This is a genomic window from Rhodohalobacter mucosus (assembly GCF_003150675.1).
Classification (GTDB): Bacteria; Bacteroidota; Rhodothermia; order Balneolales; family Balneolaceae; genus Rhodohalobacter; species Rhodohalobacter mucosus.
This window is the reverse complement of the sequence record NZ_QGGB01000015.1, coordinates 1-1346: the sequence shown is the minus strand read 5'-3', so window position 1 is coordinate 1346 and position 1346 is coordinate 1. Positions and strand designations below refer to the sequence as shown.

The following is a 1346-nucleotide window of genomic DNA, read 5'->3' as shown; positions in this document are numbered from 1 at the left end:
TGTAGGTGCCTAAAATAGGTTGACATAAATTATCACTTATAAACCGATTCTTTATGTCTAAAAAATATCTTCGGCAACGCCGGGAGTTTTCACCTACCTTGCGTAAACAAATTGTCGGGTTGATTGAATCCGGCACACTCAGTGTAGCCGCCGCCTCGCGGGAATACCTGGTATCGACCACCAGTATTTACCGGTGGATCCACCGCTACTCAACCTATAACAAAAAAGGAGCCGTCCTCGTGGTAGATAAAGACTCAGAAAGCAAAAAACTCGAACAGATGAAGCAGCGAATTGCCGAACTGGAACGGGCTGTTGGCCATAAGCAGATGCAGATCGACTACTACGAGAAGTTCATAGAACTGGCCAGTGACGAAGTGGGTGAGGATCTAAAAAAAAAGTACGAGTCCGCTGCTTCGAGTGGTTCTTCGAAAACAAGAAAGAGGTTTCCTGGCCAATGAAGCAGATGCTCGCCTGGCAGGATATTTCCCGGCAGGGTGCCCATCAGGGGATTGCGCGGATGCATAAAGCCCACCGGGACCTGCTCGATACAATCGAGCTGGCCGGCCGGGTCCGCTCGGAGCATCCACAGATAAGCTGCCGTGATATTCACTACGCGGCCCGCGGGCAGATGCCTCGCGGACGCGACTGGACCGAACAGCTGCTGCTGAGCTGCGGGTTCCGGGTTAAAACCCCGCCGCGCTCGTTTACCGTGGCCGGACAGGGAGTATGCGCCAACCTCATTGAAGGGATGAGCATAACCGGAGCCAATCAGCTGTGGCAGACCGACATTACCTACGTGTGGGCCGGGCGGCGGTGGTACTACGTGAGCTTTGTGGTGGACGTGTATACCCGGCGGATCCTGGCCAGTCATTGCAGTCGGGATCTGAGCAGTGCCAGTCAGATCCGCTGCCTGTCCGGGGCGCTAAGCCGTGTGGCCGGGCAGGACCTGAGCGGGCTGATTGTTCATACCGACCGGGGCATCCAGTACACCAGCGGGGAGTATAAACGATATCTGGAAAGCCACGGGCTGAGGCACAGCATGGCCCGTTACGCCTGGCAGAATGCCTATTGCGAGCGGGTAAACCGCACGATCAAAGAGGGCTACCTTCAGCACTATACAACCGACAGTTATTCTTCGCTGGCGGCAGGAGTTTGCAGAGCAGTCCGTTTATACAACCATAGCAAACCCCATCGGGGTCTGCCGTGCAGGTTGTCGCCGGATCAATTTGTCAAAGAGCTCAATCAGGGGTTACACCCTGATTATCGCGTCAACATTTGGTCGAAGTTAACTTCGACCAAAATGTTATATGTTAACTAAAAACGTCAACCATATTCAGGCATCTACA

Annotated in this window: 2 protein-coding genes; both read left to right on the top strand. The window is 53.6% G+C overall.

What is annotated here, in order from left to right:
* Nucleotides 1–53: 53 nt before the first annotated feature.
* On the top strand, nucleotides 54–458 hold the full coding sequence (locus tag DDZ15_RS16555; RefSeq protein ID WP_109648235.1) for a transposase: 405 nt from the start codon (nucleotides 54–56) through the stop codon (nucleotides 456–458).
* 59 nt (nucleotides 459–517) lie between these two features.
* On the top strand, nucleotides 518–1318 hold the full coding sequence (locus DDZ15_RS16550) for a DDE-type integrase/transposase/recombinase (RefSeq protein WP_158278758.1): 801 nt from the start codon (nucleotides 518–520) through the stop codon (nucleotides 1316–1318).
* The last annotated feature ends 28 nt before the right edge of the window (nucleotides 1319–1346 follow it).